We start from the raw sequence: 25,759 nt of genomic DNA, 5'->3' as shown, positions 1-25,759 counted from the left end.
AGGTCAGCGCCCCGAGGTTTCCCGGGCGATCGCCTCGATGAACGCGTCGATGTCGTCTTCGGTGGTGTCGAAGCTGCACATCCAGCGCACCTCGTTCTTCGAGGCGTCCCAGTCGTAGAACCGGAACGACTCGCGGAGGCGATCGGCCACGCCGTCCGGAAGCGTCGCGAAGACGCCGTTCGCCTGAGTCGGCTGGGTGAATGCGACGCCGGTGATGGACCCGTCCGCGAGGCCCGCCTCGACGCCGGCGCGCAGGCGCGCGGCCATCGCGTTCGAGTGCGTGGCGTTTCGCAGCCACAGGTCGCCGTCGAGCAGCGCGAGCAGCTGGGCCGACACGAACCGCATCTTCGACGAGAGCTGCATGTTGAGCTTGCGGAGGTAGGTCAGCCCAGCGGATGCCTCGGGGTCGAGCACGACGATGGCCTCGCCGAGCATCGCCCCGTTCTTGGTGCCGCCGAAGCTCAGCACGTCCACGCCCGCGTCGCGGGTGAAGGCGCGAAGCGGCACGCCGAGCGATGCGGCGGCGTTCGAGATGCGAGCGCCGTCCATGTGCAGCCGCATGCCCCGGGCATGCACGTGCTCGGCGATCGTGCGGATCTCATCCACGGAGTACAGGGTGCCGAGTTCCGTGGACTGCGTGATCGAGACGGCGAGAGGCTGCGCGCGGTGCTCGTCGCCCCAGCCCCACGCCTCTCGATCGATCAGCTCCGGAGTGAGCTTGCCGTCGTCGGTCGGCACGGTCAGCAGCTTGATGCCGGCGACCCGCTCGGGCGCCCCGCCCTCGTCGACGTTGATGTGGGAGGTGGATGCCGCGATCACGGCGCCCCAGCGGGGCAGCATCGACTGCAGGCCGACGACGTTCGCTCCGGTGCCGTTGAAGACCGGGAAGACCTCGACACCCTCGCCGAGGTGGCGCGCGAAGACCCGCTGCAGGCGCTCGGTGTACTGGTCCTCGCCGTAGGCGACCTGGTGTCCGTCGTTCGCCGACGCCAGGGCCGCGAGCACGGCGGGATGGATGCCGGAGTAGTTGTCGGAGGCGAAGCCGCGGAGGGCAGTGTCGTGGAGCGTGGTCACGATCCTCAAGCCTACGGCTGCGGCATCCTGCCCCGGTCTTCCACCGTGTCGGAGGGGGTCGGTACTCTCTTCACCATGGTTTCGGACGGCGACCGGATCGACCCTTCCCCCACGCACGGCCACGCGCCCCCGGCGCCGAGCGCCCCGGCCGCTTCGGACGCGCCGCCGGTGCCGGCTGCCCCGGCCGCTCCGGTGCCGCCCGCCGACGGCATGCGCACGTTCCTGCAGGTTCTCGTCAACACGATGATCGCGAATGTCACCACGAGCTTCCTCTGGTTCGCGCTGACGTTCTGGGTGTACCTCGAGACGCGATCCGTGCTCGCCACGGGAATCATCGGCGGCACCTACATGCTGCTGGTCGCGCTGTTCTCGATGGTCTTCGGCACGATCGTCGATCGGCACCGCAAGCATCGCGTCATGGTGTTCTCGAGCCTCGTGACCCTCGGCTCGTTCCTCGTGGCCGGCGTGCTCTATCTCCTACATCCGGAGTCGGCGCTCGTGGACATCAGGGGGCCGTGGTTCTGGCTGTTCGCCGGCATCATCCTGTTCGGTGCGGTCATCGAGAACATGCGCAACATCGCCCTGTCCACGACGGTGACCCTGCTCGTCCCGGTCGAGCGCCACGCCAACGCCAACGGCCTCGTGGGCACCGTGCAGGGCATCGCGTTCATGGTCACGAGCGTGTTCAGCGGCCTGGCGATCGGACTGCTGGGCATGGGCTGGACCCTCGCCATCGCGATCGTCTTCACGCTCGTCGCGCTCGTTCACCTCGCGTTCCTGCGCATTCCGGAAGAGAAGCCGGTACCCGAGGAGGGGCAGTCCAAGGCGATCGACTTCCGCGGAAGCATCCGAGCCATCAGGGCGGCGCAGGGCCTGTTCGCCCTCATCATCTTCTCGACCTTCAACAATCTGATCGGCGGCGTCTACATCGCCTTGATGGATCCGTACGGACTCATCCTCTTCCCGGTCGAGGTCTGGGGACTGGTGCTGGGAATCACCTCCACTGGCTTCATCATCGGCGGCCTGGTGATCGCGAAGTGGGGCCTGGGCAAGAACCCGATCCGCACGATGCTGATGGTGGTTATCGTGATGGGCGTGCTCGGGGCCCTGTTCACGATCCGCGAGTGGTGGCCTCTGTACGCCATCGGCATCTGGCTCTACATGTGTCTGATTCCGGCGGTCGAGGCATCCGAGCAGACGGTGATCCAGAAGATCGTTCCGTTCCAGAGCCAGGGCAGGGTCTTCGGCTTCGCCGCGGCGCTCGAGTCGGCCGCCGCGCCGATCACCGCCTTCCTGATCGCGCCGATCGCCGAGTTCTGGATCATCCCGTACATGGAATCGGATGCCGGTGGGCAGACGTGGGGATGGCTTCTGGGCGATGGCGACGCGCGCGGCATCGCGCTCATCTTCCTCTTCAGCGGGCTGGCGATGGTCGTGATCGCGCTTGTCGCGTTCACGACCCGCTCGTACCGGACGCTCTCCGAGGAGTATGGCGCCGCGCAGCCGGAGGACGAGCCGGACGCCGGGAACGGCGGCGCGAACGAGGCGGAGCCCAGCGACGCGACCCCGGGGGTTTCCTCGGCCGCGCCACCCCGTGGCTAGAGTCGGTCCATGCCCGCAGATGCACCCGCCGTCGTCGACATCGCGGCGGCGTTCCTCGACGCCTTCCCCGCCGATCGGGTGCTCACCGATCCGGCGGTGCTCGACTCGTATGCGCACGACGACGCGGAGTGGGCGGAGTTCCACCGGCCGGCCGCCGTCGTGCTGGCCGAGACGACCGAGGATGTCGCGGCCGTCGTCCGCCTCGCCGCCGCGCATGGCCTGAGCGTCGTGCCGCGTGGCGCCGGAACGGGGCTCTCCGGGGGAGCCAACGCCCTCGAGGGCGCGGTGGTGCTCTCGCTCGAGCGCATGACCCGCGTGCTCGAAGTCAATGCGGCCGAGCGCTACGTCGTCACCGAGGCCGGGGTGATCAACGACGACCTGCGTCGCGTGGTGGCCGAGCATGGTCTCTGGTACCCGCCCGACCCCGCCAGCTACCGCATCTCGACGATCGGCGGGAACGCGGCCACCAACGCCGGCGGCATCTGCTGCGTGAAGTACGGCGTGACGCGGGACTACGTGCTCGGGATGACGGCGGTGCTCGCCGACGGCGAGGTCGTGCGCCTCGGCCGGCGCACGGCGAAGGGCGCGACCGGCTACGACCTGACGGCGCTGCTCGTCGGGTCGGAGGGCACCCTCGGCATCATCACCGAGCTCACGCTCAAGCTGCTGCCGCTCGGCGGGCGTGAGGAGCGGGCCGTCGTCGGGTCCTTCGCCTCACTCGAGGATGCCGGCGCCGCCGTCGCCGCAATCACCGCGGCCGGCATCATCCCCTCGGCGCTCGAGCTGATCGACGAGACGTGCCTTCGGGCCGTCGACGAGTGGCAAGGGCTCGGACTGCCGCACGGCGCGGCCGCGCTGCTGCTTTCGACCGTCGACGAACCCGGAGCGGTCGGCGTGGAGCGCGCCGCATCCCTCGCCGCGCACATGGTGGATGCCGGAGCGCTCGCGGTCGCGCAGGCGGCGGCGGCCGAAGAGGTCGACCGGCTCTTCCTGGCGCGTCGGCTCGCCTATCCGGCCCTGGAGCGGCTCGGGCCCGTTCTGACCGAGGACATCTGCGTGCCCCGAAGGGCGGTACCCGAAATGCTGGGGCGCATCCGCGCCACCGCCGCCGCGTTCGACGTCGTGATAGCGACCATCGCCCACGCAGGTGACGGCAACCTGCATCCGCTGATCATCGCGCCCGTGGAAGACGAGAACGCCAAGGCCCGCGCCAAGGAGGCGTTCGACCGCATCGTCGAGGACTGCCGCGCGCTCGGCGGCACGGTCACGGGGGAGCACGGAGTCGGGCTGCTGAAGCTCCCCGGTGCACGCGCCGAGCTCGGAGAGCGGGTGCTCGCGATGCACCGCGACATCAAGAACGCGCTCGACCCCCGCGGCACCCTCAATCCCGGCAAGGCGTTCTGACCGACGCTTCGACAAGCTCAGCGACCGGGCTGCCGGTCCGCGACCGGGCTGCCGGTCCCCGACCGTGTGTCGGTCCCCGAGCCTGCGTCTACCGGGAGAGCCACGCGAGCAGCGCCTCGTTGACGGCCTTGGGCTGCTCGATGTTGGTGGCGTGCCCTGCTTCGTCGATCACGACCGACGAGGCGAGCGGCGAGAGGGCGGCGGATGCCGCGGCGTGCTCGCTCGGCCAGAAGTCGCTCTCCCGGCCGGCGACGAACAGAGCCGGCACGGGCGAGGTCGCGACCGCCGGCCGCCAGTCCCGGGAGGCGTGGTCGTTCAGCAGCTCCAGTTCGGCGGGGGTGAACGGGATCTTCGCCGCCTTCAGGTCCATGCCGCGCAGCAGCCGCGCCACCCGGACCGGACCCTTCGAGGCGAGCGAGTGGCGGCCGGGGTTCGGGATGCTCTCGGCGAAGAACGTCGTCGCGTTCGTCGCGTCGTAGTCGTAGAAGCCGTACGGCCAGTCGTCGGAGTTGAGCATCTTCGGCGTCTGGTCGATGATCACGACATCCCGGATGCCGGCGGACCCGTCCTGCGACAGCAGCGCCCAGATCGAATTGCCCCCCATCGACTGCCCGACCACGGTCGCATCCTGCAGCCCCAGCAGTCGGATGGCGTCGCCGATGTCGGCGCCGTGCCGTTCCATCGTGTGCCCGCCGCCGGGCCCGATGTCCGATGACCCGTGCCCTCGACGGTCGAGCGCCAGCACGCGATGACCGGCCTTCTCGAGGGACGCGAGCTGGGGCCTCCAGCTCGTCGCCGCTGCCTTGAACCCGGCGACGAGCAGTACGGGACGCCCGCGGGCGTCGCCGGACTCCAGATAGTTCAGGCGAACGCCATCGGATGTCGAAATCTTCGGCATCCCCGGTGGTCACATCCGCGCGTAGCGTGCGCGCGCGAAGCAGAACAGCCCGTACAGGATCAGCCCCGCGCCGACGATCCAGAGGATCACCGTGCCGAAGGGCAGCACGGCGAGCGAGTGAAGCGCCGAGTCCAGCCCACCGGCCTGCGCCGGGTCGCGGGTGAACGCCGCGACGACGAACAGCACGCCGGTGACACCGATCGCGATGCCCTTCGCCACGTAGCCCACGATGCCGAACGTGACGATCCCCTTGCCGGTGGTGCCCGCCGGCAGGTCGAGGTGCTTCTCGAACGCCCGGGTGATGCCGCGCACGATGAAGGCGACTCCGATACCGGCGATCAGGAGGCCGAAGAGCACCAGCAGCACGACGCCGGCCGGTGTCGACAGCAGCTGAGCGCTGAAGCTCTGCGACGACTGCGACGAGTCCGACTGGCCGCCCATCGCGTAGACAAGGGCCGTGATGGCGATTCCGATGTAGGCGACGGCGGTGCCGATGTACTTGAGGCGATAGCCCCACTTCTTCTTCGTGTCGGGGTTGCGCTCGGTGATCGCTTCGGTGATCTGCCAGATCGCCAGCGCGAATAGTCCGATCACGATGACCCACAGCAGGAAGATGCCCGCGGGTGCTTCAGCGATCTGCTGGACCGCCCCGCCCTGGTCAGCGTCTTCGCTGGCCGAGCCGGTGGAGACCGAGATGGCGATGATGCCGATCAGGATGTGGAGGATGCCGAGGACCACGTACCCGATTCGGGCGAGTGTGCGGAAGACGGTCGAATTCTGGGCCGCGCTCACGGCGGCCTTGCCGGTGTTGCTCATATCCGAACAGTAGCGGTGCGGCTACTGCGTCTGCGACGCATTGACAACGAGCGGAATCACGGATTCGTTCAGATCGGTCGCCGGTTGAGCCCAGAGGGCGACGCCGGATGCCGCAAGCTCCTCCTCGAGTCCTTCCAGAGCCTTGACTCTGAAGATCACGGCCGCACCGGAGAGCTCCGAGCCGGCATCCCGGGCGGCCTTGGCGAAGCCCTGTCCCACGGCGCGCGTCCAGGCCTCGCTCGCCGCCTTGACGGCGGCATAGTTGGCGCCGCCGGCCAGCGGCCGGGCCACTGCGGTCGACGAGACGATGGCCAGGCGGCCGGCATCCGATGCCCGCAGGTCGGCGTCGAACGCGCGGGTGGAGTGGCGCAGCGCCGTGAGGCCGGCCTCGAGGGCCCGATAGTCCTCGTCGGACTGTCCCGCGAGCCCGCCGCCGCCGCGCCAGCCGCCGACGAGGTGGATCAGCCCGTCGACGCGCCCGAAACGCCCTCGGACGCGCTGCGCGAGGGCGATCACCTCCGGCTCGGATGTCAGGTCGCATAGCTCGGTGTGCACGCCCGCTTCGGGTCCCTGAGCCTCTCGAAGGGCCGACTCCACCGCTTCGAGCTTGTCGCGATGGCTGCCGACGATCACCACCCGTGCGCCCGAGGCGAGCAGGGCGCGCGCGATCGCGCGCCCTGCCGCACTCGTGCCGCCGGCGAGGACGACGACGCGCCCCGAGACCGACAGCCCGGTGGGTGCCTGGTCAGCCATCCGAGGCTCGGATGCCCGCCGTCGACTCGATCACGGGGCGCATCTTCTTCTCGAGGGCCTCGAAGAACATCGACAGGGGGAACTCGTCGTCCAGCACCGCGTCGGTGTACCCCTTCGGCGCGCCCGCGAGCACGTCATCCGGCAGCCCCCGCGCCCACGCCGAGGCGGGGTTCGGGGTCAGTGTGCCTCTGACGAGGTCGTAGGCCGCGAGCCAGTGCGCGACCTTGGGCCGGTCGATCGAACGCCAGTAGAGCTCGTCGATCGCGTCGCCCAGGGCCACGACGGCCTCGGGAACCTCTGGCCAGTCGAACGCCAGCGCCGTGTCGGTCCAGTGCAGCACGCCGCGCTGGTGCAGCCACGCGAAGAGCAGCTGACCGCCGACGCCGTCGTAGTTGCGCACCCGAGACCCGGTGATCGCGAACCGGAAGATCCGGTCGAAGATCACCGCATACTGCACGAGGGCCGCGTGCTCCAGCGTCTCGGCCTCGACCTCGGTCAACTGCTCGCCCGCCTCGAGCCGCGCGCCCAGCCCTCGCTGGATGCGCACGCTCTCGCGGAACGCGGTCAGGTCGCAGCGCAGCTCCTCCAGCGAGTACAGGAAGTACGGCATCCGCTGCTTGATCATGAACGGGTCGAACGGCAGGTCGCCGCGCATGTGCGTGCGGTCGTGAATGATGTCCCACATCACGAACGTCTGCTCGGCGAGGTCCTGGTCCTCCAGCATCCGCGCCGCGCCCTCGGGGAGGTCGAGGCGGGTGATCTCGGATGCCGCGCGCACGACGCGCCGGAACCGCGCCGCTTCGCGGTCCTGGAAGATCGCCCCCCACGTGAAGGGCGGGATCTCGCGCATCGCGACGGTCTCGGGGAAGAGCACGGCGGAGTTGGTGTCGTAGCCCGGCGTGAAATCCACCAGCCGCAGCGACATGAAGAGCTTGTTGCCGTAGTCGCCGGCCTCGAGCTCCGAAATGAACTCGGGCCAGATCGCCTCGACGATCAGGGCCTCGACGAAGCGGTTCTGCGAGCCGTTCTGCGTGTACATCGGGAACACGACGAGGTGGCGGATGCCGTCGACGCGGTTCTTCTGCGGCTGGAAGGCGACGAGCGAGTCGTAGAAGTCCGGAACCCCGAAACCCTCCGCGGACCATCGTTCGAAGTCGGCGATGGATGCGGCAAGATACTCGGCGTCGTGCGGGAAAAGCGGCGCGAGCAGCCGCATCGAGGCGACGATCGTCGCGACGCGCTCCCGCGCCACCTCGTGCGGGTCCGCGATTCCGGAGTCCGGCGAAGGAGGAACCGATCCGTCCTTGACCTGCAGGCCCTGCAGCGCGATGGCCGCGTCCTTGAGCGCGAGCCAGGCGGCGCTGTCCTCGACCGCGGCGGTCGACGCCGAGCCGAGTGCCGAGCCGTTCGAGCCGTCCTCTACGACCTCGGGCTCGCCGATGATGGCCTTCGCGTTGTGGGCGTGGGCAGTTGACATGGGAACCTCCGATCCGAGGCTCGGGCCGCTCCGCCCTCCTGCGGGGGACGGGGATGCGGCGGGGTGAACGGGTTACCTTCCCAGGGTACTGGTCCGCGACTCGGCTCCCCATTTCTGCGCCGGCCCTAGGCTCGAAGGCATGACCGCCGCGCTTCTGGATCTGCCCGCCGACGACGCCGGGTGGCTCGACCTGGCCTCCACCCGCGCCGACGCGCGACTGAAGGAGGCCGGCGACATCCTCGAGCGGCTCAAGGACGGAGCGGCGCGCACGACACTCGAGAAGCTCGACCTCTGGAATGACGCGGAGATCGCCGGGTCGGAGGTCGCGAGCGCTGCCAGCCTGCTCTCCGAGGTGCACCCGGATGCCGGCATCCGGGCCGCTGCCGAGCAGCGGGTGGAGGCCGTCGACGCCCTCGTCGCCGAGCGCAACCTCGACCGCACGCTGTGGGCGGTCTTCGCCGACGCCGATCGCGAGGGCCTGCACGAGGTGGCCGCTCGGCTGCTCGATCACATCCTGCGCGACTTCCGCCGCGGCGGTGTCGACCTCGACGACGTGTCGCGCGAGCGCGTGCGGGAGCTCACCGCCCGCGACACCGAGCTGAGCCTCGCCTTCAACCGCGCCGTCCGCGACGGCAGGCGCGAGGTGCGGGTTGCCCCCGAGTCCCTCGAAGGTCTCCCAGCCGACTTCGTCGAATCGCATCCCGTCGGCGACGACGGCCTCGTGGTGCTCACGACCGAGTACACCGACCTGCTGCCCGTGCGCGAGTTCGCGAGCGACCGCGGCACCCGCACCGCGGTGCTCGAGGCGTACAACGACCTCGGCTGGCCCGACAACGACGTCGTGCTGGCCGAGCTGCTCGCGATCCGCGAGGAGCGCGCCCGGCTGCTCGGCTTCACGGACTGGGCCGACTTCGAGACCGAGACCCGCATGATCGGCGCCGGGGCAGAGATCCCGGCCTTCCTCGCGCACCTCGAAGAGGCATCCCGCCCCGCCGCCGCGGCGGAGTACGAGCGGCTGCTCGCGCGCCTTCGCCGCGACGTCCCGGACGCCGAGGCCGTCACGAGCGCCGACTACTGGTTCCTGATGAGCGCGCTGAAGCGCGAGGAGTACGACGTCGACGCGCAGGTCGTCCGCTCGTACTTCCGCTTCGACCGCGTCCTGGCGGGCGTGCTCGAGACCACCGGGCGGCTGTTCGATCTTCAGTACGTGCGGGTGGAGACGCCGGCGTGGCACGAGGATGTCCTCAGCTACGACGTGCTTCGCGTTCCCGACGGCGACCGCGGCACCCCGGAGCGCCTCGGCCGCATCCATCTCGATCTGCATCCGCGCGACGGCAAGTACAACCACGCCGCGTGCTTCACGCTCTCGCCCGGCGTCGCGGGGCGCTCGCTGCCCGAGGGCGTGCTGGTGTGCAACTTCTCGCGCGGGGTGCTCGAGCACGACGAGGTCGTCACGTTCTTCCACGAGTTCGGCCACCTCGTGCACTACATCCTGGGCAGCCACCTGAAGTGGATCCGATTCAGCGGCATCGAGACGGAGTGGGACTTCGTCGAGGCGCCGAGCCAGATGCTCGAGGAGTGGGCGTGGGATCCCGCCACGCTCGCGACCTTCACCGCGGACGAGGACGGCCGGCCGATCCCCGCCGATCTGGTGCAGCGGATGCAGCGTGCCGACGGCTTCGGGCGGGCCCTCGAGGTGCGCCGCCAGCTCGGCTACGCGAACGTGTCGTATCGCCTGCACGTCGACCGGCCCGCCGACCTCCAGGCCGCCACCGAGGCGCTCATCGAGGCCGCGACGCCGATCCGTCCCCTCCGGAATGCGCACACCTATGCCGGATTCGGGCACCTCACCGGATACGGCGCCTGCTATTACACCTACCAGTGGAGCCTCGTGATCGCCCGCGACCTGCTGTCGGCGTTCGGCGGCGACCTGAGGGAACCGGAGGTCGCGCGGCGCTACCGCACCGAGATCCTCGAGCGGGGCGGCAGCCGCGACGCCGCCGACATGGTCACCTCTTTCCTCGGCCGGCCGTACGCCTTCGACGCGTACCGCGACTGGCTCGCAGGCGCGTAGCGGGGATACATCTGCAGGCGGATGCCGCCGGCCGGCCGCTCCCGTAGCGTGAAGGCGTGATCCGAAGCCTGACGCCGACCCAGCTGGTGGTCGACATCCTGCTCGCCTCCTTCTTCGGTGTCGCGGCCATCTCCAACGAGCTGTTCGGCGGATTCGGGACGGTGCGCCAGGACGCCCTATGGGGGATCACCGTCGCCCTGATGATGACCGGCGCGCTCGCGGTCCGCCGGTGGTCCCCGGGCATCTCGCTCGCCGTCGCGTGGTTCGGCGCGGTCCTGCAGATGCTCGCGGGGCTCAACCCGCGCCTCAGCGACGTGGCGATCTTCGCGGTGCTCTACGTCACGGCCGCCTACGGCACTCGGCTCGTCTTCTGGCTCGGCTTCGCCTCATCGCTCGTCGGTGCGCTGGTGATCACGATCTACCTCACGCTCGGCCCGTTCCTCGGGAGCTCTGGCGTCTCGTGGAGCAGCATCCCGACCGCCCTGGCCGTGCTCGTCGCGGCAGGGTTCGCGCTCCTGCTCTCGTGGACGGTCGGTGCCCTGGTGCGCACGGCCTTCCGGGCGCGGGACAACCGCGCCGCACAGGTGCGCGCGGAGAGCGACGCGATCGCCGAGCAGGAACGCGTTCGCATCGCGCGCGACATGCACGACGTCGTCGCCCACTCGCTGGCCGTCGTCATCGCCCAGGCCGACGGCGCGCGGTATGCCGCGGCGTCCGATCCGTCGGCCGCCACGGCCGCGCTGACCACGATCTCGACCACGGCCCGGGCTGCCCTCGCCGATGTGCGGCTGCTGCTGACGAGGCTGCGGCACAGTGAGGGGATCGAACCGCAGCCGACGCTGGCTGACCTCGAGGGTCTGTACGCCGATGTGCGGGCGGCGGGGCTCGAGGTCTCCGTCGACGTCGACCCCGCCCCGCGATCCGAGCCGGGAGCCGGGGTGCAGCTCGCGGTGTTCCGCATCCTGCAGGAGGCCCTCACCAATGCCCTGCGCCACGGCGCGGGGTCGCGCGCGGATGTGCGTCTCGCGTGGCACCCCGACCGTGTCGACCTCGAGGTGCGCAACCCGGTCGGTCAAGCCCGCGTTCCGGTGCCCGCGGCCGGGCAGGGTCACGGCCTGATCGGAATGACGGAGCGCGCGCAGCTCGCCGGTGGGCGGCTCGAGGCGACGGAACGTGACGGTGTCTTCGTTCTCTCGGCCACGATCCCGATCGCGGCAGACGCATGATCCGCGTCGTGCTCGTCGATGACCAGGCGCTCTTCCGCGCCGGCATCCGCATGCTCATCGATTCGCAGCCCGATCTCGAGGTCGTGGGCGAGGCCGCCGACGGCCGAGAGGGCCTCGCGGTGATCCGCGCCGCCGCGCCGGACGTCGTGCTCATGGACATCCGCATGCCCGTGCTCGACGGCATCGCCGCGACCTCCGAGCTGCTCGGGGATGCCGAGCCGCCGCGCGTCGTGATGCTAACCACGTTCGACCTCGATGAGGCGGCGGCCCGCGCGATCCGGGAAGGGGCGAGCGGATTCCTCCTGAAGGACGCCGATCCCGAGTTCCTGCTCGCCGCGATCCGCACTGTGCACTCCGGCTCCGCCGTGATCGCCGCATCCGCCACCCGCGAGCTGTTCGCGCACTTCGCGGATGCCGCGCCGCAACCCGTCCCCGCGGCCTATCTGGACCTCACCGAGCGCGAGCGGCAGATCTTCGCCCTCGCCGCGCGTGGTCTCAGCAACGCGGAGATCGCCGGGCGCGAATTCCTCTCCGAGGCCACGGTGAAGACGCACATCAGCCGCATCCTCGGCAAGCTCGGCCTGCGCGATCGTGTGCAGCTGGTGGTCTTCGCCTTCGAGCACGGCCTGACGTGATCGCGCGGGCGCATCGACTTCGGAGAATGCGACCTGCCTCGGCCATCCTGCTGCCGAGAGGCCGAAGATCGCGACATTCTCCGAAGATCGCGCGTGCCGGGCGGCTCAGCCGCGCGTGCCGAGCGCCTCAGCCGCGCGCCTCAGCCTCCCGTGAGTGCGGCGCGGTGCTTCTCGTAGCGGGGCTTGCCCACCCATCGCCAGAGCAGGCGCACGGGGCCCGGCAGGTTCTTGTGCATCCACGCATCGCCGCCGTCCGGCTGCGAGGCGAGGATCGCGCCGAGCTGGTTCCACAGCTGGCCCTTCGGTGTCGACTTGCGTCCGTGCTCGCCGAACCAGTCGACCTCGGCCTGAGTGAGGGTCGTCTCCATGACCGGGACGATCGTCGTCTCCTCGTCGCCGAGGTGCACGGCCAACGCCTCGTTGATACCGTCCAGCGCGGCCAGCACCGGCGCGGCGGTCTCCGCAGCCGGCGTAGCCCGCCACGCCGGCAGGGCCGCGTCGAGCGCATCCAGGTTGACGAGCATCTCGGCGTGCTGGGCCTTCATCCGGGCGACGTGCGCCGAGCAGGCGGGCGCCCGCTTGTCGAGGATGTCCCAGAGTCGCTCGTCCTCTCCCTCGTGATGGGAGTGCAGGCCGACGGACAGCAGGTCCAGCTGCCCCGCCACCGCACCGGCATGCTCGAGATCGCCGTTCCGCACTCCCCGGACGAGGTCCGGTCCTTCCGCGAAGCCCTGCCGGAAGAGGCGATGGATGTCGGCCATTCCGCTGGCATCGCAGGTCTTGGCAGCGCGGGGTGCTGGGGTGTCTCCCGAGGCGGGAAGCGGTGTGGCGGGCATGTGAGGCTCCTACGGCTCGCAGCGGTGTCTGAAGGACAGCGCTTCGAACGGTAACGACTCCCGCCGCGTCGGGCAACGGGCTCCTCTGCCCGCTTGCGCCGGCCGCGCCGACCGGCGGGGCCGCGCGTTCAGACCCGCGACATGTTCTGGCTGTTCATCGGGCCGGCCGACGTATCCACTTTCGGAGCGCTCCCCCACGAGGCGGTCGTGATCCCGAGGACACGGGAGGACGCCACCGGCTGCTCGTCGAATACCGCGACGCCGGCGCACGTGTCGGCGGTCGACGACGTCATGATCCCGGCGACACCCAGGACGACGTGCCGCACGCAGCTGTTGGGCGTGAGGCTTGGCAGCAGCCACCCCAAGCGGGCGATGTCAGCCCGGGTGAAAACGCCATCGCACCCGGTCATTTCCAGCCTGAACCGCGTCGTGGTCGAGGATCCCATCGTGTGCGTCGCCACGCCCACCAATTCTCCGCGGGCGCCGTTGGTTGCGACATCGGCGACGGTTGCCCTGCAGTCGGTCACCGTGATGGACGGTGAGACGCCCAGTTCGGGAGGGATCTTCTGCTGCGAGTGCCACATGACGATCTGATGGGTGTCGGTGGACACGCTGGAGTTGAGGAGGACATTCGACAGGGTGGCGGTGCAGTTGGCGTACGACGCCTTGACCACGGGGCCGATGAGGAACCATCCGTATCTGTTTCTGCGGAGGAACCTGTCGATCACGCCCTTCCTCGCGATCCCTTCGGTCGTATACGTGCCGTCGATGACGGTCGCGCACCGGGTGACCTGCAACTCGCCGAGGGCGTACGGGGCGGCATCGCCCGTGAACTTCGTGTCGATGGGGACGGAGCGGAAGACGCCGCCCAGGGTGGGCAGAAGCGTCTCGCCGGTGATGGAGAACGTGGAGTCCTCGATCACGACCTTCGTCGTCGTCCAGTCGAGGGGCGGCTGCGCGAAGCGCAGATAGATCCCGGAGAGACAGGCGTTCACGCTGGTGAACCCCCGGACCACGACGCTCTGCATGCCTCCGAGCTCCAGGCCGTCGTCCCCCACGTTCACAGAGGTGCACGATGTGACGGAAGCCGAGCCGCCCTGGCAGCTGCCTCCGATGAAAAAACTGGTCTGCGGAAATCCGGCCGACGTGTACGGTGCGTCCTGGCGGTGCTCGCAGCTGTCCATCGCGATGTCATCGACCCAGTGCGAGTAGGCCGCATGGTTCTCGGCTATCACGATGATGCCGCGGGTGGTGTTCGTGGCTCGGACCTGGCTGAAGGACAGGCTGCGCATCCATGTCCAGCCCGTCGTATGCGCCGCCGATCGGCCCGCCACCGTTTCGAGATCCCACCCCTTCCACGCGTGACCCACAAGTGTGCCGTTGGCCGGGCCCCCGTTGCCCTCGTAGTCGCTGAAGTGGCGCGCAACGTACACGAAAGGCGCCTTGCTCGTGGCGTTCTGGTCGGTCGGGGTCGCCGGCCGCGTCACACCCCACACGTCGATATCGGCGGCATGGACGTTCATCACGCTGACATAGCGCTGCGAGGTCCCATAACTCGGAACCGTGCCGCACACGATGTGGCCGTTCCCGGTCGAGAAGTTGTTGTCCACGGCGAAGCCCTGGAACAGCACGTTGCGCAGCATCAGGGGCTTCGCGGGGCGCTTCACGACTGCGCCGGAGCTCTCCCGCGCGGCCGTGTCGATCCAGGCGATGCCGGTGTCGGAGTCGATCCAGAACAGATTGCGCGCGTTGTCCGACAAGCGGATCACCGACGCGCGTGACTGGCCGCCCGAACCGCGGAAGATGATCCTCCCCGCCAGGTTCGCGCGCAGTCCGAACCCGATCCGGTTGTCGTAGCTGCTCTTCGGGACGGCGGCGGATGACTGATTGATCGGTGCTCGCGGGGACCTCGTCGTGAGCCTGCCCACACCGGGCGGTATGACGATCTCGACCACGGCGTTCGGGTCGCTGAGCGCTCGCTTGTGCGCTTCGTCGATGGCGGCCTGCATGGCTGGACGGACACAAGCCACCGTGGTCCACGTCTGGCCGGCCTTGAGGTACGACCGCGGGTCGATCTGCGTCGTGGTCACGAAGCCTCCAGCTCCGACGGCGGACTGTGCGGCGCCCACGTCGGCGGCGGCCGTGCGGGGGAGACCCGCATCGGCGGCGGCAACCGTCTTGCCATCAAAGACGCCCGAAGCGGCAAGAGTGGCCGCGACTGTGGCGGATCTTAGCAGGACGCGACGGCTGATGGGACTGCGTGAGAAAGACACGGGGCGGGTCCCGGCAGGGTTTCGGCCGACCGTCGGAAGATTCCGGGCATCCATGTCTCCTCTGGCACACGTCTTCGTGAGCTTTCGGGGATCGCTTCGAACTGTAGCGTTTGGCGATTCCCCAGGCAATGGGCCGACCTAAGGTGTGCGCGGCCCTCGAACTCGGCGAGGTGGCGGCGGCGTGCGGTTGGGCGGCCCTCGGGCCGCAACTAGCCTCGGGGTATGCGTTTCACCACCCTGCGGCATCCCGTGGTCGCCTTCCGCCGCGCACGCGTCCTGCCCCAGTGGGTGCGCCGCATCGACCGCGCCGTGAACCGCAGCATCAACGCCTCCCCGTCGTGGGACCTGCGCGACCGGGGGTACCGACGGCTCAGCCGCGCCGCCGACCACGGCGTGCTCTGGTACGTCGCGGGCGGCACCCTGCTCGTCCTCGGCTTCGGCCGCGGTGCGCTGCGCGGTGTCGCCTCCATGGCGGTCGCGAGTGCCCTGTCGGACCTCGTCGTCAAGAGGATCTACGGCGGCCCTCGTCCTGTCTTCCACGACGTGCCCGCGGTGCGGCAGCTCAAGAAGTACCCCTCCACCGCCTCCTTCACCTCCGGCCACTCGGCCAGCGCGGCGGCGTTCGCGACCGGAGTGGCCGTGGAGTCGCCCGCGGCGGGAGCCGTCGTCGGCCCCCTCGCCGCCGCCGTGGCGTATTCGCGCCTGCACGTGGGCGCGCACTGGCTCTCGGATGTCGTCGGAGGCGTGGCGATCGGGGCAACGGTGGCGCTGATCGGACGCCTGCTCGTGCCCGCACGGCGCCTGAGCGACGACCCGGAACCCGAGGTCGCGCAGGTCGTCGAGCCGATCCTGCTTCCCGCGTCGCTCGACGGCGAAGGCGTGATCATCATGCTGAATGCGGATGCCGGCACCTCCGTCATCCGCTTCGATCCGCGCCCCGTGATCGCCGAGCGGCTGCCGAAGGCCGTGCTGCGGGAGCTCGGGCCGGACGAGACGCTCGACGCCGCCGTCCGCGAGGCGATGGCCGCTGACAATCCGCCTCGCGTGCTGGGCGTCTACGGTGGCGACGGCTCGGTGTCCCGAATGGCCCACCTCGCGCGCGAATTCGACCTGCCGCTGTTCGCCCTGCCAGGCGGAACCTTCAACCACTTCGTCCGCGCAGCGGGGATCGACAGCGTGGATGTCGCGATCAGCGCGCTGCAGACCGGCGCCGGCGTCGCGGCGAGCGTGGGCGAGCTGACCACCGCCGGCCGGTCGATCACCGTGCTGAACGCGGCATCCATCGGCCTCTACCCCGACTTCGTCGCCCAGCGCGCCCGCCGCCGCGCGCGGCTCGGCAAGTGGTTCGGCGGCGTCGCGGCGACCTGGCGCGAACTGCGCGACGCCGAGGCCATCGACATCGAGCTCGACGGCACGCAGGCGCGCGTCTGGTCGGTGTTCGCGAGCGTCGGGCGCAACACGCCCGGGCACGTGGCGACGATGCAGCGCCAGACGCTGTCGGACGACGTGCTGGATGTGCGGATCCTCCACGCACGAGGATCACGCCTGCAGGCGGTCGCCTCGCTCTCGTTCGGCAAGGCGACGCGCACCGTGCTGCGGACGCTGCGACTGCTCCCGCCGGCATCCGATGTCGAGCACATCACCACCCGGCAGATCCAGATCCACGTGCTGCCGCGGCACGGGCGCGCGACCTTCTACGCACACGATGGCGAACTGGAGCGCCGCCCGGCGGTCGACGAGGACGGTCGCTACACCCTGTCGTGCGTGATCGTGCCGTCGGCGCTGCGGGTCTACGCGCCCCACCCGGAGCCAGGGGAGAGCGGCGGAGCGATCCCCGTGGCCCGTTCCTGACACCGTTCGCGCCTGCCGCCGACGCCCGGCGAATCATCCTTCCGATGTACGGCGATGCGACGACGGGCCGACGCGGGCCACGCGATCGGGTTCGTAGCGTCGAAGCATGGAGATCACAACGACAGACCTCGGCCTCGCCGCCCGGGTGCAGCACCTGACGAAGACCTATGGCACGGGCGAGGGCGAGGTGCGCGCCCTCGACGGCGTCAGCGTCGGAATCCGCCGCGGTCAGTTCACCGCCATCATGGGCCCGAGCGGCTCCGGCAAGTCCACCCTCATGCACATCATGGCGGGCCTCGACTCGCCGACGCAGGGGCGCAGCTGGATCGGCGACACCGAGATCACCGGCCTGCCCGACCTCGACCTCACGATCCTTCGCCGGCGCCGCGTCGGCTTCGTCTTCCAGGCGTTCAACCTCGTTCCGACGCTCGACGCGATCGGCAACATCACGCTTCCCTTCGACCTCGACGGCCGCCGGCCGAGCGCCTTGGAGCGTGCCCGCATCGACGGTCTCGTCGAGAGCCTCGGGCTCGGTCCTCGCCTCCGGCACCGCCCGCACCAGCTGAGCGGGGGACAGCAGCAGCGGGTCGCCATCGCCCGCGCGCTCGCGACCGCGCCCGACCTCGTCTTCGCCGACGAGCCGACGGGGAACCTCGATTCCCGCAGCGGTCGAGAGGTGCTCTCGCTGCTCGCCTCCGCGAGCCGCGAGCACGGGCAGAGCATCGCGATGGTGACGCACGACCCGGTCGCCGCGAGCTACGCCGATCGGGTGCTGTTCCTCGGCGACGGGCGCATCGTCGCCGACAAGCCGCGCCAGGCGGCGGCGGACATCAGCTCCTACATGCTCGGGATGGAGGTGGCGGCATGACCGGCGCGACCGTGGATGCGTCTCCGGCGACCGCGCAACTGTGGCCGGCGGCATCCCCTCACCTCGCCTGGCTGCGCGATCGCGGCATGGGCGCGAGCATCCTCGTCGCCGCGCTCTCGAGCGCTTTCGGAGCCGTGCTGCTCAGCGCGACCGGGTACATCGCGGCCGTGCTGACCGCGAATCCGTACATCGGCGACAGCGAGACCCTCGGTTTCGTGCTGGGCATCGTCTCGGTGATCTTCCTCGGCATCGCCATCTACGTCGGCGCCATCGTGACCGCGAACACGTTCTCGACAGTGGTGGCGGGGCGCACCCGCCGGATCGCCCTGATGCGGCTGGTGGGGGCATCCGCGCGGTCGCAGCGGGCGGATGTCGCGCGCCAGGGCCTGCTCGTCGGCGTTCTCGGGGCGATGCTCGGCCTGCTCGCGGGCACCGGCTTCTCCGCCGCCTGCGTCGCCGTCGCGGGAACCCTGCTCGGCGTCGACGGGGTGTCCTACTCGGTCGTGCACGGGGCGCTCCTGATCCCCGCCGCGATCGTCGCGGCGACCACATGGGCCGCCGCCTGGGTCGGCTCGCGCCGCGTGCTGTCCGTCACCCCGCTGCAGGCGCTCGGCGGCTCGGTGGAGACGGCGCATGACGACCTCGCGCACCGCAAGGGCCGCAACGCGGTGGCGATCACCCTGTTCGCACTCGGCGTTCTGCTGCTCGCGGCGGGCATCGCGCTCGGACTCCTCGTTCCGTTCGGGCTGATCGTCGCGTTCTTCGGAGGCCTCCTCTCCTTCTCCGGGCTCGTGCTCGGGGCCGCGGTCTTCATGCCGCCGGTGCTGCGGCTGGTCGGCCGGTGGTTCGGTCGATCGGCGCCCGCGCGCCTCGCGGCCGAGAACGCGCTCCGGTATCCCGAACGCTCGTCGCGGATGGCCATCGGCATCGTCATCGGCGTCACGCTGATCACCATGTTCGCGGTGGCGCTTGAAACCACCAAGGCGGTGCTCACCGCCTCGGCCGGGGGCTCCCTCGCACCCGACCTCGTGACCGTGCTCGACACGTTCGTCGCGATCGTCACGGTGCTGATCGGGGTGAGCGCCGTCATCGCCGCCGTGGGGCTGGTCAACCTGCTCACGCTCGGGATCGTGCAGCGCCGCCGGGAGCTCGGGCTGTTGCGGGCGCTCGGCCTCTCGAACGCGCAGGTGCGGCGGATGGTGCTGGCCGAGGCTGCCCACGTCACCGTCGCGGCGGTCGCCTCGGGGCTCGTGCTGGGAGTCGCGTACGGGTGGGCGGGCGCGCAGTCGCTGCTCGGATCGGTGCGGGTGTCGCCGGATTCGCCCACGGGCGGTCTGCTTGTGGCGCCGGCGATGCCCTGGCTGACGCTGCTGGCCGTCGTCCTCGCGGCCGCGGCGCTCGCGCTGATCGGGGCGGTCGTGCCGACCCGGCTCGCCACCAGGGTCGCGCCTGTCGAGGCGCTGGCCGCGGACTGACGCGCCGCGTCTGCGGGGTGTTCCGGCGGCCGGGCTTAGCCTTGATGCATGGCCACAGAACGCGTCCGCAGGCGCACCTCCCCGGCCGTCTACCGCCGGCGGCGGCTCATGCTGCTGCTCGGCATCCTGCTCGTCGCCGCCCTCGTCGCCTGGCTGTTCATCGCCCAGCCGTGGAGGGGGACGGCGGCGGAGGGGACCGCCGCCGCACCGACCCCGTCGGCCACTCCCACCGCGCAGGGCGCCACCGAGCTGCCGGTGCCCACTGACGAGACGCCGGCCGCCCCACCAGCGCCCTCGCCACCGCCTACGCCGTCCTCGACGCCCACAGCTTCGTCGACGCCCAGCGCCTCATCCGAAGCAAGCGCCTCATCGAAACCGAGCGCCGGCCCCTGCGTCGCCTCGGAGATCGAGGTCGTCGCGCTGACCGACAAGGAGAGCTACCAGGCCGGCGAGAATCCGCAGCTCAGCATCCAGCTCACCAATCGTGGCACGCGGGACTGCACCCTCAACGTCGGAACGACCACCCAGTCGTTCACCGTCTCCAGCGGCGCCGACACCTGGTGGCGATCGACCGACTGCCAGACCGAGCCGAGTGATATGGTGGTGCTCCTCACGGCGGGTCAGACCGTCGCCAGCGCTGCTCCGCTGACCTGGGACCGCACGCGGTCGACGGTCGAGAGCTGCCAGGATCCCAACCGGCAGCGGGCGCCTGGCGCAGGTTCTTCGTACCACGTGAGCGTCGGGATCGGCGGAATCCCGTCCATCGAGACGAAGCAGTTCCTGCTCTTCTGACCTCGGTGAAAATGTCCCCCGAAGAGGGGACAGACCGAATCGGGAAGATTCACTAGGTTGATTAGTGAGCTCACGTGCGCACCTCTCAACCGTCCCCAGCGGTGAGGTAGCGAGCACGGCGAGCGATGGGCCCTCTCGAGTTGTCCAGTCCCCAATGGAGAACTCGAGAGGGCCCCTTCCTTTTGCCCTGACACCGGGCCTCCCGGCTGACACCGGGCAGACAGAAGGCGGGCGCGTCCCAGACGCGCCCGCCCCATCCCCCGTGCTAGGGCTTTTCTCCGAAGACCTGGGGCTCCATCGCGTCGTACCCTTCGGCCTGCGGGTCGCCGTGCGTTCCCCCGGAGAGGGCGTACTCCTCTTCGGGAGAGAGCACCAGGCGGTGGCGGAAGAACAGGGCGAAGCCGATCAGGATCACGACGTAGACGATGGCGATGGCGATGATCGCGGGCACGAACGTCGGATTCAGCAGGAATCCGACGAAGATGAGCGCCGCGATCACCGCGGCGATGACGGCGCCGGGGATGCCCCACGGACTGCGGTACGGGCGGCTCGCGTTCGGGAACTTCCTGCGGAGGATGATGAACGAGATCATCTGGAGCAGGTAGGCGAGAACCGCGCCCCACACGGCGATGTTCAGCACGATGGCGCCGGCAACGGCCCCCGCGCCCTCGTTCAAGGCGGCGACGGTATCGAGCACCACGAGGGCGATGAATCCGATGACCGCGCCGACGGTGAGGGCGACCCACGGCGTCTGACGCTTGCCCGTGAGCGACAGGAAGCGCGGGTAGTAGCCCGCACGGGAGAGGGAGTACATGTTGCGGCCGTACGCGAACATGATGCCCTGCAGTGAGGCGAGCAGCCCGACGAGTGCGAAGAGGGCCAGCAGGGCCGCGAGCTGGTCTCCCACGATCGCGCGGAATCCGTCGAGCAGCGGCTCGGCGGCGACGCCGGTTGCCTCTGCCCCGATGACTCCGGTGTTCAGGAAGAGCACCAGAAGGCCGGTGACGATCAGCGTCCCGCGGGCCCAGAAGCCCGCCTTCGGGATGTCGCGCACCGGGTCGTGAGACTCCTCCGCGGCGAGGGGAAGCTCTTCGATGCCGAGGAAGAACCACATCGCGAACGGCAGGGCGAACAGGATCGGCACCACGCCATGCGGCAGGAAGGCCGTCTGACCGGGATCGGGCTCGATGTCCCACAGCGCATCCCACGAGAAGGCGCCGCTGAACAGTGACATGAGCGAGAAGATCAGGATGATGCCGATCGAGATGATGGACACCACGATCGCGAACCTGAAGGAGATGGCCGCGCCCGCGGAGTTCAGCGCGATGAAGACGACGTAGAGGATGATCCACCACACCCACGTCGGCATGGAGAAGTTCAGCAGCTCGCTCGTGATGGCATCGGCGTAGGAGGCCGAGAAGTACACGATCACCGCGGTCGTCGCGACGTACTCGATCGTCTCGGCGGCGCCGGTGATGAGACCGCCCCATGGGCCCATGGCGGAACGGGCGAAGGAGTACGCACCGCCCGTGTGCGGCATCGCGGCGGCCATCTCGCCGATCGAGAAGATCATGCCGTAGTACATGGCGACGAGGATGACGAAGGCGATCAGCATCCCCCCGAAACCGGCGAACTCGATGCCGAAGTTCCAGCCGGAGAAGTCACCGGAGATCACGGCGGCGACCGCAAGACCCCACAGCCCCCATATCCCGGCGGAGCGTTTCAGTGTGCGCTTTTCGAAGTAGCCGTCGCCTGCTCGCTGGTATGTGGCTCCCGCGACTTTTCTGGCGTCACCGCTCGAGTGGGACATTCGACCTCCGGAGGGCATTCGGGTGAGGCGCCGGGCGCACCTTGGGCATGATTGTGATGCCTATTGGTACTCGTTGTCTACCTTTGAAACCAAGTTTCCCCCTACAGTTAGGCTCGTTACGCGGATGATCGGCTCGCCCAATGGTGGGATACGCGCCGACGGTGCCACACGAAGGGATGCGCATGGCGGGAAACCTGACGAGTGCCGAGCTGGATGCCGCGATCGGTGCCGGTGAGATCGACACCGTGATCATCGCCTTCCCCGACGCGCAGGGCCGACTCGTCGGCAAGCGCGTCTCGGCACGCTTCTGGCGCGATGTCGTGCTGCCGCACGGCGCCGAGGCCTGCAACTATCTCCTCTCGGTCGATGTCGACCTGAACACCGTCGAGGGGTATCCGATGTCGAGCTGGGAGACCGGCTACGGGGACATGATGCTGATCCCGGATATCGACACGCTGCGGGTGCTGCCGTGGCAGCAGGGCACGGCGCTGGTGATGGCCGACCTCGGGTGGGAGAACGGCGACCGCGTCGTGCAGTCGCCACGCGACATCCTGAATCGCCAGCGCGAGCGCCTCGCCGAACGCGGCCTCGTCGCCTTCGCCGGCACCGAGTTGGAGTTCATCGTCTTCGACGACTCGTACCGCGAGGCGTGGGCCAAGGGGTACCGGGGGCTGACGCCCTCGACCGACTACAACGTCGACTACAACCTGCTCGCCACGACCCGCCTCGAGCCGCTGCTTCGCGACATCCGAGTGGGCATGGACGGCGCCGGCATGTACTCCGAGGGCGTCAAGGGCGAGTGCAACCTGGGTCAGCAGGAGATCGCGTTCCGCTACGCCGAGGCGCTGCAGACCTGCGATGACCACACGATCTACAAGAACGGCGCGAAGGAGATCGCCGACCGCCACGGCAAGGCGCTCACCTTCATGGCGAAATTCAACGAGCGCGAGGGCAACAGCTGCCACATCCACCTGTCTGTGCGTGCGGACTCCGGTGACGCCGTGATGTCGGGGGACGGGGAGCACGGCTTCAGCCCGCTGATGGGCCACTGGATCGCCGGGGTCCTTGCCACTCTGCGGGAGTTCACCTTCCTCTATGCACCCACGATCAACTCGTACAAGCGGTTCGCGAAGGGTTCGTTCGCCCCGACCGGCGTGGCATGGGGCATCGACAACCGCACGTGCGCGCTGCGCGTGGTCGGGCACGGGTCGGGTCTGCGGGTCGAGAACCGGGTGCCGGGCGGCGACGTGAACCCCTACCTCGCGGTGTCCGCGATCATCGCCGGTGGGTTGCACGGCATCGAGCACGAACTGCCCCTGCCCGATCCACTGACGGGCAACGCCTATGCGGCCGGGGGAGAGACCTTGCCGACGACGTTGCGGGAGGCGGCGGCACTCTTCGACGGATCCGCGATCGCTCGCGCCGCCTTCGGCGACGACATGGTCGAGCACTACCTGAACCAGGCGCGCATCGAGGTGGAGGCGTTCGATGCGGCCGTGACCGACTGGGAGAGGGTCCGTGGTTTCGAACGACTCTGACGCCGACGCTTCGACAGGCTCAGCGACCGGGGCTGGGTCGGCGGCCGGCCGGCATCCGGTCCCCGAGCTTGTCGAGGGGTCGAGCGACGCTTCGACTGGCTCAGCGACGGGGGCTGGGTCGGCGGCCGGCCGGCATCCGGTCCCCGAGCTTGTCGAGGGGTCGAGCGACGCTTCGACTGGCTCAGGGAGCGGGGAAGGGCGTGCGCCCGTGATCGGCCTCACGACGTACCTCGAGCAGACGAAGTACGGCGTCTGGGACGTGCGCGCCGGACTCCTGCCGCAGCAGTACTTCGACGGCGTCACCGGATCCGGCGGAGTCGCCGTGCTCCTCCCGCCACAGCCGCGGGTCGACGCCGCTGCGGCGGCCGTGCTCGACGGCCTCGACGGGCTGATCCTCACCGGCGGACTCGACATCGACCCCGAGCGGTACGGTGCGGAGCGGCATCCGGAGACCAACCCGCCCCGCGAAGACCGCGACGAATGGGAGTTCGCCCTCCTGCGCGGCGCGGAAGAGCGCGGGATGCCGGTCTTCGGCATCTGCCGTGGACTTCAGGTGATCAACGTCGCGCACGGCGGCACGCTGCACCAGCATCTGCCCGATGCTCTGGGCACGGAGCGTTACCGGATCGGCCGCGCCCAGTTCGCGACGAACACCGCGGTGGTCGATGCCGGTACCCGCCTCGCCGGCATCGTCGGCGCCGGCGAGATCGAGGTACACAGCTACCACCACCAGGGCGTCGACGGCCTCGGCGAGGGCCTCATCCCGACAGCCCGCACCGACGACGAGCTCGTGTACGCATTCGAGGCGCCCGGCAAGCAGTACCTCGTCGCCGTGCAGTGGCATCCGGAGCAGAACTCCGAGGACCGGCGGCTGTTCGCGGCGCTCGTCGCCGCGGCATCCGTGTATGCGGATTCACGCGGCTCACGCCAGAACACGCACTCGGGGCAGGAGGTCGGCGCGTGAGCTTCACCGTCATCAATCCGGCCACCGCGACGCCGCTGCAGGAGGTGTCGCGCGCGTCGATCGCCGAGGTCGATGAGGCAGTGGCGCGTGCCGTTGCAGCGCAGCGCTCGTGGGCGGCCCTTCCGCCGGTCGCCCGAGCCGACGCGCTGCGCTCGTTCGCCCGGTTGGTCGAAGAGAACGCCGAGCAGCTCGCGTGGCTCGAGGTCGCCAACTCAGGCCACCCGATCGGCTCGGCGCGGTGGGAGGCCGGGCACGTCGCCCAGGTGCTGAACTACTACGCCGGCGCGCCCGAGCGCCTCTCGGGGCGCCAGATCCCGGTCGCCGGTGGGCTCGATGTGACTTTTCACGAGCCGTACGGCGTCGTCGGGATCATCGTGCCGTGGAACTTCCCGATGACGATCGCGTCGTGGGGTTTTGCACCGGCGCTCGCCGCCGGGAACGCGGTGCTGGTCAAGCCGGCCGAGCTCACCCCGCTCACGGCGGTGCGCCTCGGCGAGCTGGCGCTGCTCGCGGGGCTTCCGGACGGGCTGTTCCAGGTGATCACGGGGCAGGGGTCGGTCGTCGGCGAGCGCTTCGTCAGCCACCCCGACGTGCGCAAGGTCGTGTTCACCGGCTCCACCGAGGTCGGCATGGATGTCGCCGCCGGCTGCGCCAGGATGCTCAAGCCGGTGACTCTCGAGCTCGGGGGCAAGAGCGCAAACATCATCTTCGACGACGCCGACCTCGAGCGAGCCGCCGCCGCAGCGCCCGCTGCGGTGTTCGACAACGCCGGCCAGGACTGCTGCGCTCGCAGCCGCATCCTCGTGCAGCGCTCTGTGTTCGATCGGTTCCTCGAGTTGCTCGAGCCGGCCGTGCAGGCGTGGCGCGTCGGTGATCCACGGCTCGAGGACACCGAGATGGGACCGCTGATCTCGTCGGCGCACCGCGACACGGTGTCGTCGTTCCTCGACGGGGTCGATGTGGCGTTCCGGGGGTCGGCGCCGGACGGGGAGGGGTTCTGGTTCCCTCCGACCGTGGTGCTGCCGGCATCCGCCCGCGACCGCATCGCGCAGAAGGAGGTCTTCGGCCCGGTGGTGGCGGTGCTGCCGTTCGAGGACGAAGCCGACGGCATCCGTCTTGCGAATGACACCGATTTCGGGCTCGCCGGTTCCATCTGGACCGAGAACCTGGGCCGCGCCGTACGCGTCTCTCGAGGCGTGCAGAGCGGTGTGCTGTCCGTGAACTCGCACTCCTCCGTGCGCTATTCGACCCCGTTCGGCGGCATGAAGCAGTCGGGGCTCGGCCGTGAGCTGGGGCCCGACGCCGCGGAGCACTTCACCCAGACGAAGAACGTCTTCTTCGCGACCGACCCTGATTGAGCGACATCCACCGCCTCTCGCGACCCATAGGGAGC

General features: G+C 69.7%; 20 protein-coding genes. 12 read left to right on the top strand and 8 right to left on the bottom strand.

What is annotated here, in order from left to right; genetic code table 11:
- Positions 1-3: 3 nt before the first annotated feature.
- Positions 4-1,074: a threonine aldolase family protein gene (locus ACPW96_RS01590; protein WP_425819841.1), complete on the bottom strand. Its 1,071-nt coding sequence runs from the start codon at positions 1,072-1,074 to the stop codon at positions 4-6.
- Positions 1,075-1,149: 75 nt separating this feature from the next.
- Between ACPW96_RS01590 and ACPW96_RS01585 the strand changes: the two genes are divergently transcribed.
- Positions 1,150-2,676: an MFS transporter gene (locus tag ACPW96_RS01585; protein ID WP_425881775.1), complete on the top strand. Its 1,527-nt coding sequence runs from the start codon at positions 1,150-1,152 to the stop codon at positions 2,674-2,676.
- A 9-nt stretch (positions 2,677-2,685) separates the two neighbouring features.
- Positions 2,686-4,080, top strand: coding sequence for an FAD-binding oxidoreductase (locus tag ACPW96_RS01580; RefSeq protein ID WP_425881774.1), 1,395 nt, complete (start codon positions 2,686-2,688; stop codon positions 4,078-4,080).
- A gap of 88 nt (positions 4,081-4,168) precedes the next feature.
- On the opposite strand, the gene ACPW96_RS01575 is transcribed toward ACPW96_RS01580, so the two are convergent.
- From ACPW96_RS01575 to ACPW96_RS01560, 4 genes are read right to left on the bottom strand one after another with little or no spacing between them, the layout of a single operon-like run.
- Positions 4,169-4,978 carry an alpha/beta fold hydrolase gene (locus tag ACPW96_RS01575; RefSeq protein WP_425881773.1) on the bottom strand — a complete coding sequence of 270 codons (810 nt, stop codon included), beginning with the start codon at positions 4,976-4,978 and terminating at the stop codon, positions 4,169-4,171.
- A gap of 9 nt (positions 4,979-4,987) precedes the next feature.
- Positions 4,988-5,794 (bottom strand): DUF1206 domain-containing protein, encoded by an 807-nt coding sequence (locus ACPW96_RS01570; RefSeq protein WP_425819847.1) that lies wholly within the window; start codon positions 5,792-5,794, stop codon positions 4,988-4,990.
- A 21-nt stretch (positions 5,795-5,815) separates the two neighbouring features.
- A complete protein-coding gene (locus ACPW96_RS01565; protein ID WP_425881772.1) occupies positions 5,816-6,547 on the bottom strand; it encodes an SDR family NAD(P)-dependent oxidoreductase in 732 nt (243 codons plus the stop codon).
- Positions 6,540-8,024, bottom strand: a complete 1,485-nt coding sequence (locus tag ACPW96_RS01560; protein ID WP_425881771.1) for a DUF6421 family protein — start codon at positions 8,022-8,024, stop codon at positions 6,540-6,542. The genes ACPW96_RS01565 and ACPW96_RS01560 overlap by 8 nt, the downstream gene beginning before the upstream one ends.
- A gap of 139 nt (positions 8,025-8,163) precedes the next feature.
- Between ACPW96_RS01560 and ACPW96_RS01555 the strand changes: the two genes are divergently transcribed.
- The 3 genes from ACPW96_RS01555 to ACPW96_RS01545 are packed head-to-tail and all read left to right on the top strand — an operon-like array spanning position 8,164 to position 11,959.
- Positions 8,164-10,098: a M3 family metallopeptidase gene (locus ACPW96_RS01555; protein WP_425881770.1), complete on the top strand. Its 1,935-nt coding sequence runs from the start codon at positions 8,164-8,166 to the stop codon at positions 10,096-10,098.
- Positions 10,099-10,154: 56 nt separating this feature from the next.
- Positions 10,155-11,324 (top strand): sensor histidine kinase, encoded by a 1,170-nt coding sequence (locus ACPW96_RS01550; protein ID WP_425881769.1) that lies wholly within the window; start codon positions 10,155-10,157, stop codon positions 11,322-11,324.
- Complete coding sequence (locus ACPW96_RS01545; protein WP_425819857.1) at positions 11,321-11,959, top strand: response regulator; 639 nt, start codon at positions 11,321-11,323, stop codon at positions 11,957-11,959. Before ACPW96_RS01550 ends, ACPW96_RS01545 begins: the two co-directional genes overlap by 4 nt.
- Positions 11,960-12,099: 140 nt before the next feature.
- Here ACPW96_RS01545 and ACPW96_RS01540 read toward each other — a convergent pair whose 3' ends face one another.
- Positions 12,100-12,795, bottom strand: coding sequence for a hemerythrin domain-containing protein (locus tag ACPW96_RS01540; protein ID WP_425881768.1), 696 nt, complete (start codon positions 12,793-12,795; stop codon positions 12,100-12,102).
- Between the two features lie 128 nt (positions 12,796-12,923).
- Positions 12,924-14,885 (bottom strand): hypothetical protein, encoded by a 1,962-nt coding sequence (locus tag ACPW96_RS01535; RefSeq protein WP_425881767.1) that lies wholly within the window; start codon positions 14,883-14,885, stop codon positions 12,924-12,926.
- A 405-nt stretch (positions 14,886-15,290) separates the two neighbouring features.
- Here ACPW96_RS01535 and ACPW96_RS01530 point away from each other — a divergent pair, with 405 nt between their 5' ends.
- The 4 genes from ACPW96_RS01530 (at position 15,291) to ACPW96_RS01515 (ending at position 20,054) form a co-directional block, all read left to right on the top strand.
- Positions 15,291-16,919: a bifunctional phosphatase PAP2/diacylglycerol kinase family protein gene (locus ACPW96_RS01530; RefSeq protein ID WP_425881766.1), complete on the top strand. Its 1,629-nt coding sequence runs from the start codon at positions 15,291-15,293 to the stop codon at positions 16,917-16,919.
- A 106-nt stretch (positions 16,920-17,025) separates the two neighbouring features.
- Positions 17,026-17,787, top strand: a complete 762-nt coding sequence (locus tag ACPW96_RS01525) for an ABC transporter ATP-binding protein (protein WP_425819865.1) — start codon at positions 17,026-17,028, stop codon at positions 17,785-17,787.
- Positions 17,784-19,262, top strand: a complete 1,479-nt coding sequence (locus tag ACPW96_RS01520; RefSeq protein WP_425881765.1) for an FtsX-like permease family protein — start codon at positions 17,784-17,786, stop codon at positions 19,260-19,262. Before ACPW96_RS01525 ends, ACPW96_RS01520 begins: the two co-directional genes overlap by 4 nt.
- Positions 19,263-19,310: 48 nt before the next feature.
- Complete coding sequence (locus ACPW96_RS01515; protein WP_425881764.1) at positions 19,311-20,054, top strand: hypothetical protein; 744 nt, start codon at positions 19,311-19,313, stop codon at positions 20,052-20,054.
- Between the two features lie 265 nt (positions 20,055-20,319).
- Here ACPW96_RS01515 and ACPW96_RS01510 read toward each other — a convergent pair whose 3' ends face one another.
- A complete protein-coding gene (locus tag ACPW96_RS01510) occupies positions 20,320-21,864 on the bottom strand; it encodes an amino acid permease (RefSeq protein ID WP_425881763.1) in 1,545 nt (514 codons plus the stop codon).
- A gap of 182 nt (positions 21,865-22,046) precedes the next feature.
- Between ACPW96_RS01510 and ACPW96_RS01505 the strand changes: the two genes are divergently transcribed.
- The 3 genes from ACPW96_RS01505 (at position 22,047) to ACPW96_RS01495 (ending at position 25,724) form a co-directional block, all read left to right on the top strand.
- On the top strand, positions 22,047-23,402 hold the full coding sequence (locus ACPW96_RS01505; RefSeq protein ID WP_425881762.1) for a glutamine synthetase family protein: 1,356 nt from the start codon (positions 22,047-22,049) through the stop codon (positions 23,400-23,402).
- Between the two features lie 208 nt (positions 23,403-23,610).
- Positions 23,611-24,366: a gamma-glutamyl-gamma-aminobutyrate hydrolase family protein gene (locus tag ACPW96_RS01500; protein WP_425881761.1), complete on the top strand. Its 756-nt coding sequence runs from the start codon at positions 23,611-23,613 to the stop codon at positions 24,364-24,366.
- Positions 24,363-25,724, top strand: a complete 1,362-nt coding sequence (locus tag ACPW96_RS01495; RefSeq protein ID WP_425881760.1) for an aldehyde dehydrogenase family protein — start codon at positions 24,363-24,365, stop codon at positions 25,722-25,724. Before ACPW96_RS01500 ends, ACPW96_RS01495 begins: the two co-directional genes overlap by 4 nt.
- Positions 25,725-25,759: the final 35 nt, after the last annotated feature.

This window comes from Micromonospora sp. DT81.3 (genome assembly GCF_049847225.1).
Taxonomy (GTDB): Bacteria; Actinomycetota; Actinomycetes; order Actinomycetales; family Microbacteriaceae; genus Microbacterium.
This window is presented reverse-complemented; position numbering and strand designations above follow the sequence as displayed.

Excerpts from the sequence above, each read along its gene's own strand:
- ACPW96_RS01585 (WP_425881775.1), top strand. The coding sequence starts at position 1,150 with ATGGTTTCGGACGGCGACCGGATCGACCCTTCCCCCACGCACGGCCAC.
- ACPW96_RS01580 (WP_425881774.1), top strand. The coding sequence starts at position 2,686 with ATGCCCGCAGATGCACCCGCCGTCGTCGACATCGCGGCGGCGTTCCTC.
- ACPW96_RS01575 (WP_425881773.1), bottom strand. The coding sequence starts at position 4,978 with ATGCCGAAGATTTCGACATCCGATGGCGTTCGCCTGAACTATCTGGAG.
- ACPW96_RS01570 (WP_425819847.1), bottom strand. The coding sequence starts at position 5,794 with ATGAGCAACACCGGCAAGGCCGCCGTGAGCGCGGCCCAGAATTCGACC.
- ACPW96_RS01565 (WP_425881772.1), bottom strand. The coding sequence starts at position 6,547 with ATGGCTGACCAGGCACCCACCGGGCTGTCGGTCTCGGGGCGCGTCGTC.
- ACPW96_RS01560 (WP_425881771.1), bottom strand. The coding sequence starts at position 8,024 with ATGTCAACTGCCCACGCCCACAACGCGAAGGCCATCATCGGCGAGCCC.
- ACPW96_RS01555 (WP_425881770.1), top strand. The coding sequence starts at position 8,164 with ATGACCGCCGCGCTTCTGGATCTGCCCGCCGACGACGCCGGGTGGCTC.
- ACPW96_RS01545 (WP_425819857.1), top strand. The coding sequence starts at position 11,321 with ATGATCCGCGTCGTGCTCGTCGATGACCAGGCGCTCTTCCGCGCCGGC.
- ACPW96_RS01540 (WP_425881768.1), bottom strand. The coding sequence starts at position 12,795 with ATGCCCGCCACACCGCTTCCCGCCTCGGGAGACACCCCAGCACCCCGC.
- ACPW96_RS01530 (WP_425881766.1), top strand. The coding sequence starts at position 15,291 with ATGCGTTTCACCACCCTGCGGCATCCCGTGGTCGCCTTCCGCCGCGCA.
- ACPW96_RS01525 (WP_425819865.1), top strand. The coding sequence starts at position 17,026 with ATGGAGATCACAACGACAGACCTCGGCCTCGCCGCCCGGGTGCAGCAC.
- ACPW96_RS01520 (WP_425881765.1), top strand. The coding sequence starts at position 17,784 with ATGACCGGCGCGACCGTGGATGCGTCTCCGGCGACCGCGCAACTGTGG.
- ACPW96_RS01515 (WP_425881764.1), top strand. The coding sequence starts at position 19,311 with ATGGCCACAGAACGCGTCCGCAGGCGCACCTCCCCGGCCGTCTACCGC.
- ACPW96_RS01510 (WP_425881763.1), bottom strand. The coding sequence starts at position 21,864 with ATGTCCCACTCGAGCGGTGACGCCAGAAAAGTCGCGGGAGCCACATAC.
- ACPW96_RS01505 (WP_425881762.1), top strand. The coding sequence starts at position 22,047 with ATGGCGGGAAACCTGACGAGTGCCGAGCTGGATGCCGCGATCGGTGCC.